A 15786-nucleotide genomic window follows, 5' to 3' on the forward strand; every position below is an offset into this window, starting at 1 on the left:
CAATTCAATTTAATACCGGCTTACATCAAACTTTTGCGCGAAATAATGCGTTAATTTATAACTGAAAGGCAAAATATGCGTGGTTTCGGATTTTCGAAGTTTACCCCCAACCAAATCCCAAAAGGCGGATTTGAAGAATTATTAAAGTTATTCCTGGAATTGCTCAACTATACCGCGGGCGATGCCGGCGAAGCCCTGGCCTGGCTTAACGAGCTGGACAAGCAATATAAACTCACCAATGACGACTATGGCATGGGCGATTTTATTGACGAGCTGAAGCAAAAAGGCTACCTGAACGAGGATAACCAAACCGGCGACTTTAACATCACCGCCAAAACCGAACAAAGCATTCGTCAGAGCGCCCTGGAGGAGATCTTCGGCAAGCTCAAAAAGTCGGGCAAGGGCAATCACCGTTCGCCGCAAAGCGGGCAGGGTGATGAACGTAACTCAGAGCGCCGCGAGTTTGAGTTTGGCGATAGTTTGGACCAGATAGATATGACCCAATCTATCCACAACGCGCAGGTGAACCACGGCATCGGCGATTTTATGATGACCGAGCGCGACCTGGAAGTTGAAGAGATGGATTATAAAACGCTCACCAGCACCGTGCTGATGATCGATATATCGCACTCGATGATCCTGTATGGCGAGGACCGGATCACCCCGGCAAAAAAGGTAGCTATGGCGCTGGCCGAGCTGATCCGCACCAAATACCCAAAAGACACCCTGGATATTGTAGTTTTTGGTAACGATGCCTGGCCCATTACGCTGCAGGACCTGCCCTACTTACAGGTTGGCCCCTACCACACCAATACTTATGCAGGTTTAGAGCTGGCTACGGATTTACTGCGCCGCCGCAAAACATCCAACAAACAAATATTTATGATAACCGATGGTAAGCCTACCTGCTTAAAAGAGGGAACCAAATATTATAAAAACAGCATCGGGCTTGACCGGAAAGTGGTTAACAAAACGCTTAACATGGCCGCGCAGTGCAAACGCCTGAAAATACCCATCACTACCTTTATGATAGCCAAGGACCCCTACCTGCAGCAGTTTGTAAGGCAGTTTACGGAGACCAACGGCGGCAAAGCGTTTTACAGCTCGCTGAACAACCTGGGCGAATATATTTTTGAGGATTACGCCAGGAACAGAAGGAAAAATGTGAGGTAATTAAACGACACTGTCATTTCGAAGCGTAGCGAGAAATCTTAAACGCCTGACAGGCGGATCGCATGTACAAGATTTCTCACTCGTTCCTCGTTTCGAAATGACAAATTTGATATAGACTTATGAATAAACAAGATATAAAGACATTAGGCCAGTTAAAGGCCACAGGCTATAAAAGCGAATCAGTAAAAGACGAATTGCGCCGTAACCTCATCACCCAATTAAAGAAAAAAGAGGAAGGTGGCTTTGAGGGCATCATCGGTTTTGAGGATACCGTAATCCCTGACCTGCAAACCGCCATCCTGTCGCGCCATAATATCTTATTATTGGGGCTGCGCGGGCAGGCTAAAACACGTATTGCACGTTTGCTGGTTAATTTGCTGGATGAGTATGTGCCTTACATTGAAGGGTCGGAGCTATTTGATGACCCGTTGAACCCGATATCCTGGTTTGGGCATAATATTGTTAAAGAAAACGGCGACGCCACCCCTATCGCCTGGATTCACCGCAGCGAACGCTATACCGAAAAACTGGCTACGCCGGATGTTACCGTTGCCGATTTGATTGGCGATGTTGACCCGATTAAGGCCGCAACCATGAAGCTTACTTATTCTGATGAGCGGGTTATACACTTCGGCTTAATTCCGCGTGCACACAGGGGGATATTTGTGATCAATGAGCTGCCCGATCTGCAGGCACGTATCCAGGTTTCATTATTCAATATCCTGCAGGAAAGAGATATCCAGATCCGTGGTTTTAAATTGCGCTTACCGCTGGATATCCAGTTTGTATTTACCGCCAATCCCGAAGATTACACCAACCGCGGGTCAATAGTTACACCATTAAAGGACCGTATTGAAAGCCAGATATTAACGCATTATCCTCGCTCGGTTGAGATTTCGCGGAAGATAACCCAACAAGAAGCGTCACTTACGCCAGAGCAAAGGGTAGCCGTTGAGGCCGATGGACTGGTTAAGGACCTGGTTGAGCAAATTGCTTTCGAGGCGCGTAACTCTGAATATATTGACAAAAAATCGGGCGTATCCGCCCGTTTAACTATATCGGCCTATGAAAACCTGATCAGCAATGCCGAACGACGGATGATCATTAATCATGAGGATAAAACCTTTGTACGTATTGCTGACTTTTTGGGTGTTATCCCGGCTATCACCGGTAAAATAGAGCTGGTTTATGAGGGCGAATTAGAAGGCCCTGCCAAGGTAGCTAATATACTGATCGGGAAAGCTATTAAAACATTATTGCTTAAATACTTCCCTGATCCTGAAAAGGCAAAAAAAGCCAAAGCTCCAAACCCTTATGCCGAGATCGTTAACTGGTTTAGCGATGGTAATACTTTGTCGGTACTGGACGATTTACCGCTTGCCGAATATAAAAAAGTATTAAACTCGGTTACCGGTTTAAAAGAGCTGGTTAAAAAGATCCACCCGCGTTTGGTAGAGAGCCAGCAACTGATCCTGATGGAATTTGTATTGCACGGCCTAGCCGAGTTCTCACAATTAAGCAAGGGCTTTTTAGATAATGGTTTCGCTTTTTCGGATATGTTTAACAGTTTGTTTAATTTGCAACCTGATGACGACGATCTGGATGTAGATGACGATCGTTACTAAACGATAAATGCAAAGTAGGTTATTTACCATTTTACTGGGTCTGGCCCTTATTCTTTTTGATCAATATTTATTGACGGGGCTGGTTGCTGCTTTTAAAAAGCGGCGCCTGGTCAGCAATAAATGGTTTAAACTGGGCTATACCCTGTTTTCTGTAATCCTGGTAACCGGCACTATCGCCAGCATATACCTAAATATACCGGTTGGGGTACGCGCCGGGTTTTTACTGCTGTTTTTTGTGCTGATAATTGTCAAAGTTACTTTTTTACCTTTTGTATTGATTGATGATATCAGGCGGTTAATTATAAAACTAAGGGCAAAGTCAAAAAAGCCGGTACCGAAAGCGCCGGAAAAGGACGCTATCCCACGATCAGAATTTTTAATGAAGGCCGGCCTGATTGCAGGCGCCGTGCCGTTGGCGTCTATTGGTTTCGGCATTTACGAAGGCGCTTATGATTACCACGTGCGCAAACAAACGTTATACCTGCCTAATTTGCCAAAAGCTTTTGACGGCCTTACCATTGGCCAGATATCAGACATTCACTCCGGTAGTTTCTACAATAAGAAAGCGGTTGTTGGCGGTGTTGAAATGCTGCTGGGCCAAAAGCCCGATGTCATATTTTTTACCGGCGACCTGGTTAACAAGCGTACCGACGAAGTTTATGGCTACCAGGATATTTTTAGTAAAGTAAAAGCGCCGCTTGGTGTTTTTTCAACCCTGGGAAACCATGACTATGGCGATTATTACCACAATTGGAAATCGCTGTCAGACAAAAAGAAAAATCTGGAAGACATCATCATCACTCATAAAAACATGGGTTGGGACCTGTTGCTAAACGAAAACCGCAGGCTTAAGGTAGATGGCCAGGAAATAGGTATTTTAGGTTGCGAAAACTGGGGCGAGTTAACCCGGTTCCCTAAATATGGCAAAATGGAGCCCACTATTAAAGGCACCCAGGAGCTTCCGGTAAGGCTGCTTTTGTCGCATGACCCCTCACATTGGCGGGCGCAGATACTGCCGCATTACCCGCAGATAGATGTCATGTTCGCCGGCCATACCCACGGTATGCAGTTTGGCGTACGCGCCGAACACTTTCAATGGAGCCCGGTTGAGTATGTTTATAAAGAATGGGCCGGCCTGTACCACGAGGGCAGCCAGCAATTATACGTAAATGTAGGCTATGGTTTTTTAGGTTTTCCGGGCAGGGTTGGAATATTGCCGGAGATTACGATATTTACACTAAGATCTGCCCATGATCCTTTATCGACCAAAATTTAACCATTATAGCCGGGCAGCTTACCATAAATGAAAAAACTATTTAAGTCTGTTTTTGATTTTGTATTATTCAGTAATGTATTCATGGCCTTATGTGCGGTTGCACAGGCGCTGGTTACTTTTCATTTAATAGGTTCACGGCCGCTTTATACTATCCTGGCCCTGTTGTTTACTTCAACTGTCGGCATTTATAATTTCTGTATCTTATTAAGCAAGCCCAAAAGTCCGGAGAAATCAACTTACCTGCGCGTACGTTGGTTCTTTGCCCATCACAGGTTAATGGTAACGCTGACGATTGTGTCTATCCTGTCGTTGGTGCCTTTGTTTTTTTTGATCTCGACCGAATCACGCCTCCTGCTCATCTTCCTGGGGATAATATCCTTTGCTTATAGTTTACCGCTTTTTACACTGGGCGACCATAAATTCGGACTGAGAAATATCCCCGGCCTGAAACAGTTTTTGATTACGCTGGTATGGACAATGAGTACCGTGCTGCTACCCGTACTGGAAGCCCAGGACATGCACCTTACCAATGTTTCGCTGCGCGATACTACTATCCTGCTGGCTAAGCGTTTTTTATTTATAGCGGCCCTAACGGTGCCGTTTGATATCCGCGATCTGTTTGAAGACCGCCAATCGGGCCTGAAAACCATACCTGTTGTGATAGGCGAAAAGCGCGCTTACCTATACTGCCAGTTTTTATTGGCCGGGTATATTATCTTATTATTTCTATACCGGAACAACGGTTTTAATCACGACTTTTTTGCACTAACCCTCACCGCAATCCTTGCGGGCTGGCTCATTTTTAAGTCTAAATGGGAAAGGAACGAATACTACTATTTCTTTTATCTTGACGGTGTGCTCATCCTGCAATATGTGATTTTGGTATTGTTTAAGTATATCTGAACAGATGGCCTCAAACTACGATAATTCGGCCTGGTTCTATGATAGCCTGGCCGGGCTGTTTTATGGCAGCGCGCTTACCGATGCCCAGGTTTACCTGTTACAATTTATTAAGCCCGGTTCAACCATCTTAATAGCCGGTGGCGGCACCGGGTGGATATTGGAGGAACTTGCCCGCATACATCCCTCGGGGCTCAGGATCACTTATGTTGAGATCTCAGCTAAGATGATGGCGCTGTCCGCGAAAAGATCCGTAGGCAATAATAATATTAGCTATATAAACAAACCGGTTGAGGAAGCTGATTTAGCGCCGGGATTTGATGTGATAATAACCCCGTTCCTGTTCGACAATTTCAGGGAAGAAACCCTCAAAACAGTATTTAACCGGCTCCATGGCCTTATAAAACCAAGCGGTTTATGGCTGAATACAGATTTCCAGCTCACCGGCAAATGGTGGCAAAATGTATTGTTAAAAACAATGTTCGTGTTTTTTAAGATCGTGTGCGGTATTGAAACTTCGGTACTGCCGGATATTGAAAAGCAGTTTTCGCAATGCGGCTATGATACCATCGCCGAAAAAAATTTCTACGGAGATTTTATAAGTTCAAAAGCTCATAAGAAATCCTAACATCTCATTTAGGGCGAAATGTGGCATCACTAACCTTACGGCGCCGGGATTACTTTGCCTCAATTGGCAAAGCTTTATGGTTGGTATGCAAATTTGTATCCAACCCCTCTTACCGTTTGTAAATACTGTGGATAATCCGGGTTAGTCTCTATCTTTTTACGCAGGCGCACAATGTGCATGTCCAGCGTGCGGGTATTAACATCGGCGTTATAGCCCCATACCTCCATCATCAGCTCTTCGCGGTTAATTACCTTGTTTTTATTTTTAAGGAAGTATAGCAATATGCGGTTCTCTAATATCGTCAACTCAATTTTTCGGCCATCCCGAATCAGCAAATGTGTGTTGGGATGGTGCTCCATATCAGCAAAACTATAGGTCTCGGTTTTTTCGTTGTTTAAAACAAATTTTATTTTGTTCTCTATCAGCGCAACTACCACATCCATATTAAATGGCTTGGTAACATAGTCAGACACGCCAAAGCCGTAAGCTGCTATTTTATCAATATCCTGCTGTTTGGCAGTGGTCATTATTACAACCCCGTCAAAACCCTTCGCGCGTACATTGGTACAGACCTCGGCGCCCTGCTTGCCGGGCAGCATCCAGTCTAACAAAACAATATCAGGCCGGTCGGCCAGTATCATAGCTTCCGCATCGTCGCCATTCCCCGCTTCCAATACCTTGTAGCCTTCAGACTCCAAACGCTCTGCAACTAAAAAGCGCAGGTTTTCGTCGTCTTCAACAAGCGCTATCTTTATTTCTTTATTCATATTTAATTTGCATATGGCAGCGTAACAATAAACTCAGACCCTTTATCAACTTTACTTTTAACAACAATATCGCCATCCATAAAATTAACCAGTTCTTTGCAAAAAGCAAGGCCCAGCCCAACACTCCCGTTTTGATTATATTGGTTCTCTAATCTATAAAATTTCTTGAATATATTATTCAATTCATTTTTGGGGATGCCTATCCCTTTATCAATAAATGAAAATATAATATTACGTTTTTCGAGGGTAATATTTATAAAAAGCTCTTTCTTGTCGGGATGTGAATATTTATAGGCGTTTTCTATCAGGTTTTGAAAAACACTGCCCAGCAATACTGTATCTGCGTATAAAAACTTAGCCTCTTTATCAATTGCATAGTCCAGCTTAAACAGGGGATATTTTATCTTAAAGGTATCTATATAGCTTTTCACAAAATCTTCGATCTTGATCTTATCTTTTTTGATGGTGATTGATTTGTTCTCCAACTGCGTAAATGACAACAGCTTGTTCATCAAATCGTTCAGCTTATCTGCCTCTTCATCCAAAATTTTACCGTAATGCTTGCGCTGCCGGTCGGTAAGTTCGCTATCGCCCTTTAAGTTTGAACCGGCTATTTTTATTACACTTACCGGGGTTTTAAATTCGTGGGTAAAATTGTTTATAAAGTCATACTGCAGCTTAAACATTTTCAGGTTAACACTTAGATTACGGTAAATGAGCCATCCTATCAGCATAAAAACCGAATAAATAAGCAGGATAACACCAGCCACGGGCATAAACCGGTGATAGATTTCGGTATTCAAATACTCCCTGGGCGAACTGAAATATAGTTTATAATCGGCAAATGCGCCGGGCAATGCAACTTCATCAGTAATTACTTTGGTACGGTCAATATCTGGTGGATCATAACCGAGCTGTTTGATTGATACCGAGCTGTATAACTCAGGATGCACATTTTTTATCTTTAACTTGTTGGGGTCAAGATAAAAGGTCATCATATTTTGTCTGTAAAATGAGGCCGAATGCCCGGCTCTTTGCAGGTCATGATAGGTTTTTAAATCAGCGTTTGCCGGGATATTTAAAAAACTGATCTTGCCGGGCCGGGTGTTATAAAACGCCCCCTGCTGATCGGCGCCGGGGCCCCGCAGCGTATCGTAACGGGCGATGTAATCGCTTAATTTATCGCCCATCTGCCTGAAATCGTTGGCGTTCACCTCGTCTTCAGTTTTTACTTTTTTAACTATTGCTTTGCGGGCTTTATCAGGCCGATACTCGTAAACCGACCTTGCCGTAATACCAAGGTTATTGTTGGTGTATTTTTGACCGCGGCTACCCACCACGATCTGGTAAAAAACGATCCGGGTAACGAAGCCGTAATTATGAAAAACGGAGTCGGCATAGTTTGCAGCTGATGCGGAATCAAGCAGGCCCGAGTATAGGTTTATCTCAAATATTTTATTTTTATACAGATCATTGTAAGAGCTGATGGTTTGATCAACCACATTGCTTTTTTTTGAAGAAAACTCACCCTCAATACTTTTTGAGGTAAGTTGGTAGGCTACCACCAAACCAATTATTAACGTAACCGATACCAGTAACAGAAAAGCAATTATCAGAGCGGAGTTTTTGCGGTAAACAGTATTTTGCCCTTTCATCACCGACGGAGATTAAGGTTTAACGTGCAGGTTGTTTTCCAGAAATTTTTCGATCTCGGCATAGCTTTGCATCCGTCTGTTTTCACCGCCCTGCGATCCGTGCTCATTCTTGTTCAAAAAGTACTTTATGGCCGGATTACGTTTCTGCAATTCACGAATATAGTGATTTACTTCACTTATGTTGGCGCGCGGGTCTCTGGCATCCTGGAAAAACAGCAATGGCACCTTTGGCTTTTCGGGATGAAAAACCGGTGATATTGATCTTAATAAATCAGCATCTTTTTCGGGATCGCCGATAGTAGCGTACATTTTCTGTAAGATTGGCCGGTAATAGGCAGGGGCCGTTTTAATGTAAGTGAACAGATTTATCAACCCGTTTTGAACGATAGCGCAATTGTATAGCTTAGGGTTAAAAGAAACAGCATACAGTGCAGAAAAACCGCCAAAGCCACGACCGTATATAGCTATTTTTTTAGGGTTGGCAATTTTATGGGCTATAAGCCAGTTTACACCATCGGTTATATCCTGTTGTATTTTGCCGCCAACTTCCTTAAATCCGGCACTGTAAAATACTTTACCATAGCCCGATGATCCGCGATAGTTAACCTGAAGTACCGCATAACCGCGATTAGCTAAAAACTGAACCTCCGAATTGTAGTTCCATGAATCACGCGTGCCAAACGGACCGTCATGCGGTATAACCACAACGGGTAAATTGGTCTTCGAATCGCCATGCGGCAATGTCAGGTATCCGTTTATAACAACGCCATCACCGGTTGTATAAGTAATAGGTCTTTTCTCGCACAGCAATTTAGGGTCGATGATTGAGTTATCCATTAACCGGGTGAGTTTATTACCCGCGCGTTCATATAAATAAACAGAACCACGGCTACGGTCGGTATAAGTTTGTACGATGAATTTATTTTCGGCGGTATCCTTATCGGTAATATTAACCTCATAGCCCTTAAGCTGTTTATAAAGGGTTTCGTATAAATTTTTTATCTCGGGGCTAAAAAAGTGCTTTTGCAGTTTGGCTTCCTCCCACTGTACCAACTCAAGCCGTCCCTTTATCTTTGAATAATCAACCCGCTGGATATCGGCGTTATTGTTTGCATAAATCACCCGTTCTTCTTTCCCATCCTCGGCATTTATTTCAACAAAAGCGGTTTTGTCCCGCCCTACGTTTGACAGCGCGTAAAAATTCTTTCTTACCCCGTTAAAAGCTATCATCCTAACATAGTTCCTAAAGTTGTTTTTGATAATTGGCTTAAACGGCGCCCTGTCATTTGCGCGGTATAATATTGTTTCGTCTACCCCGTCTGTCGATTTGATCAGCCGTATTTTTGCATCCGCGTCAACCAGCCAGTCAGTAATATTGCCCGGGTTCACCAGGTAGGTTTTTAGTTCCCCGGTTTTAACATTTAGCCTGTACACGTCAAAGTTTGCCGAATCGCGCTTGTTCATGCTCACCGTAATAATATCAGGTGTCAGGCGGTTTTTATTTAAGATACGGATGTTGGCCTTACCCTCTGATAATATTGTTTTTGTTTTTAAGGTATTCAAATCAAGCACCAGCATGGGGTGTTCATCGTCGCGGGGCCTTTCCTGCCAAAAAATAATCTGATTATCATAGGTCCAGGTATAATCACCGCGTACCCCAAAATCACTAAAAGAAGTTACCGCCATTTCATCCGCAGTGCCTATGGCCCGGATAAATATGTTTTGCTTTTGATTGAATTTTTTTAGGTATGAAATATATCTGCCGTCCGGCGATATCTTAAAGGCGGTTTTCCCCGGATTTTTTAAAAATTCACTGATAGGTATTTGCGTAGTTTTATTTCTATTACAAGAATATAATGCAGCTACGACAAAAATTAAAATTAACGCTTTTATACTCCTCACCATTCTATTATTCAATCCGGGGCATTTACAATCAGGTTAAATTATGAAAATTAGTTAGGTTTTGTTAAAATGTCACTACAATTTTACCCGCAATCAGCGTTATATAAATAATCATCAGCTATGCTCCAACGTTAACTTTTTATTATTTATTTTTATCGTATGAAGCGAATACTGGTGTTGTGTTTTTTTGTTATTGCCTGTCTTTCAGCAGCGTTTGCGCAAAGCGATGAATTGATGCTGGCAAAACAATATGCAGCTAATGGCGAGCACCAAAAGGCACTTGATATCTACCAGAAATTATACAAGCAGAATAGCGAGGCCTATTACAATAGCTATGTTAACACCCTTATAGCACTTAAAAAATTTGATGATGCCGAAAGCGTCACCAAAAAAATGATACGGAAATATCCGGCCTCAACGGATTACAGCATTATTCTGGGGTCAATTTACACGCAACGTGGCGACGCAACCAAAGCCAGTGCGCTGTACGATGGGCTGATCAAGAGCCTGCCAGCTGATCAGAACACGATTGCGCTGCTGGCATCGCAATTTTACCAGGCCTCCAATGCCGATTATGCAATAAAAACCTTCCAGGAAGGCCGTAAGTTGCTGCATAATGACGACCTGTTTTCGTACGAGCTGATAACCCTTTACCGTTTTAAAAGAGATAAAGGCGCATTAACAGAGGAGTACCTGAATATATTGCCCAAAAACCCATTGTTCTTAAACCAGGCCGAGAATGCTTTTGCCACCTTATTTGAAGGTGATGCAGACTATGACATGCTGCGGATTGCGTTGTTAAAACGGATTCAGAAAGATCCGCAGCAAACCGTATTTGTTAATTTATTGACATGGCAGTTTTTGCAGCAAAAAGAGTTCGACCAGGCGCTTAACCAGGCCCTGGCGCTAAGCCGCCGGTCCGGCGGCGACGGCAGTGATATTTTTGAGCTTTGCCACACCCTGGTATATAATGAAGCTTATGACGACGCCATCCGCGGCTACGAGTATTTAATTGCTTTGGGTAAAACCCAGCCTTATTATGTATCCGCAAAAATTGAGCTGATAAATACTAAAAACTTAAAAGTAACCGCAGGAAAATATGTACCGGCAGATTTGATCGAGCTTGAAAAAAATTACATGGACCTGCTGGCGGAGTTCGGCCAAAACAGCTCAACTGCCTTTGCTATGCAAAAGCTGGCCAATCTGCAGGTGTTTAAATTGCATAAGTTAACCGACGCCCAAAAAATACTGGAGGCAGTAGTTGCTATACCGCAAATACAGACCAATTTACGCGCATCCTGTAAACTTGATTTGGGCGATGTTTATTTATTAAATAACCAGCCCTGGGAGGCAACATTGCTGTACAGCCAGGTTGAAAAAGAATACCCAAACACCAGCATTGGGCAGGACGCTAAATTTAGAAATGCCAAATTTGCCTATTATACCGGCGATTTTACCTGGGCCAAAGGGCAACTGGACGTTTTAAAAGCCGCAACATCACAATTAATTGCCAATGATGCACTTAACCTGTCATTATTAATTGCTGATAATATAGCGGTTGATACCAGCGGTAAGGCCCTGAAAATGTATGCCCGGGCCGACATGCAGATATTTGCCGAACAGCAGGACAACGCTATCCGCATATTGGATAGTATTAACACAAAATATCCTGACAACCGGTTAAGCGATGATATTTTAATGGCCAAAGCGCGGATAGCTATCCAACAAAAAAACTATACCGGCGCAACGGTTGATCTGAAGAAAATAGTTGCCGATCACCCCGCTGACCTGTGGGCGGACGACGCTGTTTTTATGTTAGGCGATATTTATGAAAACCAGCTTAATGATAAAGAACAGGCCAAAGGCTATTATCAAAAAATAATTACCGATTATGGCGGCAGCCTTTATATAAACGAGGCCCGAAAGCGTTTCAGAAAATTACGCGGCGACGCTTCTTCCTGATAAAACTTACAAAACCCTATCAGCTTAATTTGTATTTTTGCACCATGATAATATATAATGAAACCATAATTGTGGATGAGGGCATCCATAAGCAATGGTTAACCTGGATGCAAAATGAATACATACCGATGGTGATGAAAACCGGTCATTTTAATTCCTACAAAATATTGAACGTACTTGATTCGCCTAACGAAGGCGTTACTTATTGTATCCAATATTTAACAGACGATCGTGAGAAATATAACCTGTTCAACGATAAACATTTACAAGATCTGCAAGCCATACACCAGCAAAAATTCGAGAACCAATTTGTATTGTTTAATACTTTAATGCAAACCGTTAGTTAAGATGAAAATTACCGAAACAAGCATTAAAGGATTAATGATAATCGAGCCCCAGGTGTTTAACGATGGCCGTGGTTATTTTTTTGAAAGCTACAGCAAAGCAAAATTTGCCGCCAATGGCATTGACATTGATTTTGTGCAGGACAATCAATCCTTTTCACATAAAGGCGCCACCAGGGGCCTGCATGCGCAATCGGCGCCGCATGCGCAGGCAAAGCTGGTAAGGGTAATACAGGGCCGGGTTTTGGATGTGGCAGTAGATGCACGTACAGGTTCGCCTACCTATGGCCAATACGAAACTATTGAGTTAAGCGGCGAAAATCAATTGCAATTTTTAATTCCCGAAGGCTTTTTGCATGGCTTTGCTACATTAGAAGACAATACTATTTTTACTTATAAAGTAAATGCCTACTACAGTAAGGAATGCGAGGTCGGTGTTAAATGGAACGACCCTACCCTGGCCATAAACTGGGGAATTGCCGGGCAGGATGTTATTATCTCTCCGAAGGATGAACTATTACCGGCGTTTGCAAATTTTTTGAGCCCGTTTTAGCATTGCGGTAACAAAACGGCCCCGTCTCTAAAACAGAAAAAGGCCAACCATTGGGTTAGCCTCTCACTTTGGCAGATAACTTACAACCGCTGCCTGTGAGGACACAGACAGCTGGGCACTATTAATTCTTTATTAAATTATACAGCTCATCCAATTTAGGGGTCAGCACAATTTCAATACGGCGGTTTTTGGTACGGGCGTCGTTATTGTCGGCAGGGTCAATTGGCTGGTACTGGCCCTTACCCGTGGCAGTTAACCGTTTGGGGTCTATTCGTTCAAACTCGGTTAAATAACGGGTAACAGATGTGGCGCGCAGCACGCTCAGGTCCCAGTTATCTTTGATCTGGCCCAGGTTTATTACTTTCTTGTCATCAGTATGCCCTTCAACAGCCATATTGATATCCGGTTCTTTGTTCAGCACCGCTGCCAGTTGTTTCAGGGCCGCTTTTCCGCGCTCATCAATGACAATACTCCCGGACGGGAACAGTAATTTATCCGTTAATGAAACATAAACCTTACCGTTCCTGATATCAACGGTTAAGCCATTTTGCTGGAAACCCAGTAAAGCTTTTTGCAGTTTTTCTTTTAAAGCATTGGTTGCTTCATCGCGCTTACGCAAAATATCTTCAACTTCTTTCAGTCGTTTTTCTCTTTTTTGCAGATCGCTTGATAACTGGTTCACCTTTGAATTGGTGGAGGTCAGGTTGTTGTTTAGATTATCATAATTGCCTTTCAGCCTGGCATAGCTATCCTGCTGATCGGCAAGATTACTTTTAAGGGAGGCTATCTCGCCATGTAAGTGCGCAGTGTCGGCCTGTAATTGCGATATTTCAGTTTCTAAATTGGTTGCACGGGTAAATAACGAATCGCGCTGGCTTAGCATTGCCTTATACTTTTTAGTTGACAGTACCACGCACGAGTGCAGGGTTAACGACAGGAACAGGGCAAATAATAAATACTTCAATTTCATCAGTATCCGGGAGATTTTATAGGTTAAACAATGGCGTTACGTAAAAAAACATTCAGCGGGTATATTTTGCTGCAAAGCTGTGCTATATCTTCGGCTGCCTTACCGCTCATCAACTCTTTATCTTTTAACGGATGGGTTACGATAAAGCTTTTAAGCTTCAACAGCTCAATATTTTCATTTTCGGCGGTATAATCACGGGGCAGGGTTTTGAGTTTGTCCTGGTTCCTGAAATCACCAAATAACTTCACAAATTCGGGCGCATCAATTATGGCCGTCAGGTCATGTGCATTATAATCTATTTCCTGGCGGATGGCTTTTAAGTGCGGGGCGTCGGGCATCCAGTAACCACCGGCAATGAAAGATTTGCCGGGTTGGATCTGTAAGTAGTATTCGGCACCACCTAATTTGGTGCCCGATGTTGGCAGGCTGACGCCGAAGTTGTTTTTATACGGCGTTTTATTTTTGCTGAACCTGATGTCGCGGTAGATCCGCATTACACATTTTTTGGGGTCCAGGTCTGGTGACAACGCAGGATCAACTTCGTGCATCAGCTTAATAAACCGGCCGGTAAAGTCAATAACATTTTGGCGGGCCACATCAAAGCGGGCTTTGTTGGCCATAAACCAATCGCGGTTGTTATTATCAACAAGCTCTTTTAAAAAATCAAGTGTTTGCTGTTGTATCATCTACATCTAAATAAGGCTGATAATGTATTTTTGGCGATAACCAGTACAAGAGCAATACCCTTGACGCCCTGAAGATCACCGGCGCAAATATAAAACATCCGCCAATAATAACACCGGTATACAGCCACGGCGACGTTGTGTTATTTGTAACAAAATAGGTTAGCATAGCCAGGGCCGCCGACATGCCGACATTTAAAGCATAGCTGACATACATGGCGGCATAAAAATATCCGGGCTCAATCTCAAAGTATAAATTACAATGCGGGCAATTGATATTGATCTTATTGGTGGTGAAACTGTAAACCCTGCCGCTAAACATATTGCCCCTGCGGCAGCGCGGGCATTTGGCATGTAACATTGCCCATGTTTTGGATGTTTTAGCCATGTGTAAGTAAACGGCAGGTGCCTTAACCCGATTTAGTTTAAATGAAGTTTTTCGTCGCGCATATTCAGGTCAATATTTTTGCGGCGATATTTTTTGTACCAGATATAACCTACTACGGCAACTGCCAGGTATGGGGCGGCTAACAGATACATAATACCATTGTTTAACCCTTTGGTAGTGCTGTTACCATTCTTGGCGTTCGACTCGACCGACGTCGTACACATCGCGCATTGTGCGCTTACCGCTTCAACACTGCAGGCCAGTGTGCCGACGATAAAAAGGATCAATAATAATCTGCAGGCCTTCATCATTGTAAAATTAATAAATATTTAATTGCCCTTTAAGTCCTCTCTTTCAAAGAGACTTTGGTCAAGTTTTAAAAATGGTAATACGGCGATATCAATATATACACAATCACCCCGGTAACGGTTACATATAACCATATCGGGAACGTCCATCTTACCAGCTTTTTGTGCTTCTCAACCTGCATTTGCAGGCCCCGGTAAAAGCTCAGTAATATTAACGGCAATACCCCTGCCGCAAGTATAATATGGGATATTAATATGGTTAGGTAGATCGTCCGCAAGTTACCTACGGCGCTTTGCTCAACAGCAGATAACCGGCCGTCGCCATCAAGATCGCCATAAACGGTTTCTGTTTTCATTAAATAATGAAACAGGATATAGGAAACCAGGAACAGGGATGATAAACAAAACGCCAATATGTTAACCCGTTTATGCCAAACCACATTGCCATGTGTAATTAAATACAGGGATATTACCAGTAACACACTGCAGGTACCGTTTAAAATCGCATTAAGTAAAGGCAATAAATGCGTAAATGATGGTGTAACATCGGGCGTAGGTAATATCTTACGATTGAGGATAACCACCACTGCGAAAACAAATATGGATACGGCAGCTACGAAACGGAATATAAATTTATCAGTCATTTTTTGAG

General features: G+C 43.1%; 16 protein-coding genes. 8 read left to right on the top strand and 8 right to left on the bottom strand.

The window, feature by feature from the left end; genetic code table 11:
* Window positions 1-75: 75 nt before the first annotated feature.
* The 5 genes from LJ658_RS09375 to LJ658_RS09395 all read left to right on the top strand — a co-directional run bounded on the left by LJ658_RS09375 (window position 76) and on the right by LJ658_RS09395 (window position 5602).
* A complete protein-coding gene (locus LJ658_RS09375; RefSeq protein ID WP_230546235.1) occupies window positions 76-1173 on the top strand; it encodes a VWA domain-containing protein in 1098 nt (365 codons plus the stop codon).
* Window positions 1174-1292: 119 nt separating this feature from the next.
* Window positions 1293-2798: a sigma 54-interacting transcriptional regulator gene (locus tag LJ658_RS09380; protein WP_230546236.1), complete on the top strand. Its 1506-nt coding sequence runs from the start codon at window positions 1293-1295 to the stop codon at window positions 2796-2798.
* Window positions 2799-2805: 7 nt separating this feature from the next.
* Window positions 2806-4074 (top strand): metallophosphoesterase, encoded by a 1269-nt coding sequence (locus tag LJ658_RS09385; protein WP_230546237.1) that lies wholly within the window; start codon window positions 2806-2808, stop codon window positions 4072-4074.
* 27 nt (window positions 4075-4101) lie between these two features.
* Window positions 4102-4977, top strand: coding sequence for a UbiA family prenyltransferase (locus tag LJ658_RS09390; RefSeq protein WP_230546238.1), 876 nt, complete (start codon window positions 4102-4104; stop codon window positions 4975-4977).
* A 4-nt stretch (window positions 4978-4981) separates the two neighbouring features.
* Window positions 4982-5602: a bifunctional 2-polyprenyl-6-hydroxyphenol methylase/3-demethylubiquinol 3-O-methyltransferase UbiG gene (locus LJ658_RS09395; protein WP_230546239.1), complete on the top strand. Its 621-nt coding sequence runs from the start codon at window positions 4982-4984 to the stop codon at window positions 5600-5602.
* Between the two features lie 74 nt (window positions 5603-5676).
* On the opposite strand, the gene LJ658_RS09400 is transcribed toward LJ658_RS09395, so the two are convergent.
* The 3 genes from LJ658_RS09400 to LJ658_RS09410 are packed head-to-tail and all read right to left on the bottom strand — an operon-like array spanning window position 5677 to window position 9941.
* Entirely contained in the window at window positions 5677-6369 is a 693-nt protein-coding gene (locus LJ658_RS09400; protein WP_230546240.1) for a response regulator transcription factor, read from the bottom strand.
* 2 nt (window positions 6370-6371) lie between these two features.
* Entirely contained in the window at window positions 6372-8024 is a 1653-nt protein-coding gene (locus LJ658_RS09405; RefSeq protein WP_230546241.1) for a sensor histidine kinase KdpD, read from the bottom strand.
* Between the two features lie 12 nt (window positions 8025-8036).
* Window positions 8037-9941: a prolyl oligopeptidase family serine peptidase gene (locus tag LJ658_RS09410; protein ID WP_230546242.1), complete on the bottom strand. Its 1905-nt coding sequence runs from the start codon at window positions 9939-9941 to the stop codon at window positions 8037-8039.
* 144 nt (window positions 9942-10085) lie between these two features.
* Between LJ658_RS09410 and LJ658_RS09415 the strand changes: the two genes are divergently transcribed.
* Genes LJ658_RS09415 through rfbC form a run of 3 tightly spaced genes read left to right on the top strand, consistent with a single transcriptional unit; the run spans window position 10086 to window position 12785 of the window.
* Window positions 10086-11888: a tetratricopeptide repeat protein gene (locus LJ658_RS09415; protein WP_230546243.1), complete on the top strand. Its 1803-nt coding sequence runs from the start codon at window positions 10086-10088 to the stop codon at window positions 11886-11888.
* Window positions 11889-11932: 44 nt separating this feature from the next.
* Complete coding sequence (locus LJ658_RS09420) at window positions 11933-12235, top strand: DUF4286 family protein (RefSeq protein WP_230546244.1); 303 nt, start codon at window positions 11933-11935, stop codon at window positions 12233-12235.
* Window position 12236: 1 nt separating this feature from the next.
* The gene (gene rfbC / locus LJ658_RS09425; protein WP_230546245.1) at window positions 12237-12785 is read left to right on the top strand and encodes a dTDP-4-dehydrorhamnose 3,5-epimerase; all 549 of its coding nucleotides are present in this window, start codon (window positions 12237-12239) and stop codon (window positions 12783-12785) included.
* Window positions 12786-12906: 121 nt separating this feature from the next.
* Here rfbC and LJ658_RS09430 read toward each other — a convergent pair whose 3' ends face one another.
* The 5 genes from LJ658_RS09430 to LJ658_RS09450 form a co-directional block, all read right to left on the bottom strand.
* Window positions 12907-13755, bottom strand: a complete 849-nt coding sequence (locus LJ658_RS09430; RefSeq protein ID WP_230546246.1) for an OmpA family protein — start codon at window positions 13753-13755, stop codon at window positions 12907-12909.
* A gap of 23 nt (window positions 13756-13778) precedes the next feature.
* Window positions 13779-14441 carry a DUF2461 domain-containing protein gene (locus tag LJ658_RS09435; RefSeq protein WP_230546247.1) on the bottom strand — a complete coding sequence of 221 codons (663 nt, stop codon included), beginning with the start codon at window positions 14439-14441 and terminating at the stop codon, window positions 13779-13781.
* Entirely contained in the window at window positions 14419-14826 is a 408-nt protein-coding gene (locus tag LJ658_RS09440; RefSeq protein WP_230546248.1) for a DUF983 domain-containing protein, read from the bottom strand. Before LJ658_RS09440 ends, LJ658_RS09435 begins: the two co-directional genes overlap by 23 nt.
* Before the next feature lie 32 nt (window positions 14827-14858).
* The gene (locus tag LJ658_RS09445) at window positions 14859-15137 is read right to left on the bottom strand and encodes a hypothetical protein (protein ID WP_230546249.1); all 279 of its coding nucleotides are present in this window, start codon (window positions 15135-15137) and stop codon (window positions 14859-14861) included.
* A gap of 65 nt (window positions 15138-15202) precedes the next feature.
* On the bottom strand, window positions 15203-15778 hold the full coding sequence (locus LJ658_RS09450) for a DUF420 domain-containing protein (protein WP_230546250.1): 576 nt from the start codon (window positions 15776-15778) through the stop codon (window positions 15203-15205).
* Between the last annotated feature and the right edge of the window lie 8 nt (window positions 15779-15786).

Origin of the sequence: Mucilaginibacter sp. UR6-11, from assembly GCF_020880695.1 — a bacterium.
Taxonomy (GTDB): domain Bacteria; phylum Bacteroidota; class Bacteroidia; order Sphingobacteriales; family Sphingobacteriaceae; genus Mucilaginibacter.

Bases quoted from the DNA above. Each gene is read 5' to 3' on its own strand.
- LJ658_RS09405 (WP_230546241.1), bottom strand. From the start codon at position 8,024: ATGAAAGGGCAAAATACTGTTTACCGCAAAAACTCCGCTCTGATAATT.
- LJ658_RS09415 (WP_230546243.1), top strand. From the start codon at position 10,086: ATGAAGCGAATACTGGTGTTGTGTTTTTTTGTTATTGCCTGTCTTTCA.
- LJ658_RS09400 (WP_230546240.1), bottom strand. From the start codon at position 6,369: ATGAATAAAGAAATAAAGATAGCGCTTGTTGAAGACGACGAAAACCTG.
- LJ658_RS09395 (WP_230546239.1), top strand. From the start codon at position 4,982: ATGGCCTCAAACTACGATAATTCGGCCTGGTTCTATGATAGCCTGGCC.
- LJ658_RS09420 (WP_230546244.1), top strand. From the start codon at position 11,933: ATGATAATATATAATGAAACCATAATTGTGGATGAGGGCATCCATAAG.
- LJ658_RS09380 (WP_230546236.1), top strand. From the start codon at position 1,293: ATGAATAAACAAGATATAAAGACATTAGGCCAGTTAAAGGCCACAGGC.
- LJ658_RS09390 (WP_230546238.1), top strand. From the start codon at position 4,102: ATGAAAAAACTATTTAAGTCTGTTTTTGATTTTGTATTATTCAGTAAT.
- LJ658_RS09435 (WP_230546247.1), bottom strand. From the start codon at position 14,441: ATGATACAACAGCAAACACTTGATTTTTTAAAAGAGCTTGTTGATAAT.
- rfbC (WP_230546245.1), top strand. From the start codon at position 12,237: ATGAAAATTACCGAAACAAGCATTAAAGGATTAATGATAATCGAGCCC.
- LJ658_RS09430 (WP_230546246.1), bottom strand. From the start codon at position 13,755: ATGAAATTGAAGTATTTATTATTTGCCCTGTTCCTGTCGTTAACCCTG.
- LJ658_RS09375 (WP_230546235.1), top strand. From the start codon at position 76: ATGCGTGGTTTCGGATTTTCGAAGTTTACCCCCAACCAAATCCCAAAA.
- LJ658_RS09385 (WP_230546237.1), top strand. From the start codon at position 2,806: ATGCAAAGTAGGTTATTTACCATTTTACTGGGTCTGGCCCTTATTCTT.
- LJ658_RS09450 (WP_230546250.1), bottom strand. From the start codon at position 15,778: ATGACTGATAAATTTATATTCCGTTTCGTAGCTGCCGTATCCATATTT.
- LJ658_RS09445 (WP_230546249.1), bottom strand. From the start codon at position 15,137: ATGATGAAGGCCTGCAGATTATTATTGATCCTTTTTATCGTCGGCACA.
- LJ658_RS09440 (WP_230546248.1), bottom strand. From the start codon at position 14,826: ATGGCTAAAACATCCAAAACATGGGCAATGTTACATGCCAAATGCCCG.